The organism is Companilactobacillus kimchiensis, from assembly GCF_001438805.1.
Lineage (GTDB): Bacteria > Bacillota > Bacilli > Lactobacillales > Lactobacillaceae > Companilactobacillus > Companilactobacillus kimchiensis.
Map to the genome: position 1 here is coordinate 1 of NZ_JQCF01000055.1, position 1,709 is coordinate 1,709.

Annotated in this window: 1 rRNA gene; it reads right to left on the bottom strand. The window is 48.7% G+C overall.

The annotated features are described in order from the left end of the window. Window positions 1-13: 13 nt before the first annotated feature. Window positions 14-1,580: ribosomal RNA gene (locus IV57_RS12780) — 16S ribosomal RNA — on the bottom strand. Between the last annotated feature and the right edge of the window lie 129 nt (window positions 1,581-1,709).

A 1,709-nucleotide genomic window follows, 5' to 3' on the forward strand; every position in this document is an offset into this window, starting at 1 on the left:
ATCATATCCTTAGAAAGGAGGTGATCCAGCCGCAGGTTCTCCTACGGCTACCTTGTTACGACTTCACCCTAATCATTTGTCCCACCTTAGGCGGCTAGTTCCCCGAAGGGTTACCCCACCGACTTTGGGTGTTACAAACTCTCATGGTGTGACGGGCGGTGTGTACAAGGCCCGGGAACGTATTCACCGCGGCATGCTGATCCGCGATTACTAGCGATTCCAGCTTCATGTAGGCGAGTTGCAGCCTACAATCCGAACTGAGATCGGTTTTAAGTGATTTGCTTGCCCTCGCGAGTTCGCAGCACGTTGTACCGACCATTGTAGCACGTGTGTAGCCCAGGTCATAAGGGGCATGATGATTTGACGTCGTCCCCACCTTCCTCCGGTTTATCACCGGCAGTCTCACCAGAGTGCCCAACTAAATGCTGGCAACTGATAATAAGGGTTGCGCTCGTTGCGGGACTTAACCCAACATCTCACGACACGAGCTGACGACAACCATGCACCACCTGTATCCATGTCCCCGAAGGGAAAGACTAATCTCTTAGCTTTTCATGGTATGTCAAGACCTGGTAAGGTTCTTCGCGTTGCTTCGAATTAAACCACATGCTCCACCGCTTGTGCGGGCCCCCGTCAATTCCTTTGAGTTTCAATCTTGCGATCGTACTCCCCAGGCGGAGTGCTTAATGCGTTAGCTGCAGCACTGAGGGGCGGAAACCCCCCAACACTTAGCACTCATCGTTTACGGCATGGACTACCAGGGTATCTAATCCTGTTTGCTACCCATGCTTTCGAATCTCAGCGTCAGTTACAGACCAGAAAGCCGCCTTCGCCACTGGTGTTCTTCCATATATCTACGCATTCCACCGCTACACATGGAGTTCCACTTTCCTCTTCTGCACTCAAGTTTACCAGTTTTCGAAGCACTTCCTCGGTTGAGCCGAGGGCTTTCACTTCAAACTTAATAAACCGCCTACATTCTCTTTACGCCCAATAAATCCGGACAACGCTTGCCACCTACGTATTACCGCGGCTGCTGGCACGTAGTTAGCCGTGGCTTTCTGGTTGAATACCGTCAGTACGTGAACAGTTACTCTCACGCATGTTCTTCTTCAACAACAGAGTTTTACGATCCGAAAACCTTCTTCACTCACGCGGCATTGCTCCATCAGACTTTCGTCCATTGTGGAAGATTCCCTACTGCTGCCTCCCGTAGGAGTTTGGGCCGTGTCTCAGTCCCAATGTGGCCGATTACCCTCTCAGGTCGGCTACGTATCATCGCCTTGGTGAGCTATTACCTCACCAACTAGCTAATACGCCGCGGGTCCATCCAAAAGCGATAGCAGAGCCATCTTTCAAACTATAATCATGAGAAAATAGTTGTTATGCGGTATTAGCATCTGTTTCCAAATGTTATCCCCCTCTTTTGGGCAGGTTACCCACGTGTTACTCACCCGTCCGCCACTCACTTAGATCTGATTCATGATGCAAGCATCAATCATCAGGAAAGTTCGTTCGACTTGCATGTATTAGGCATGCCGCCAGCGTTCGTCCTGAGCCAGGATCAAACTCTCATATTAAAAGTTTGTGACTCATAAAAAAATATTGCTAGCGAATTGACTTCGTTGTATGTAATTCATTTCAACAATTAAATGTTGAACCTACACAATTCTTAGTGTTAAAACTTTGTTCAGTTTTCAAAGGTCTAC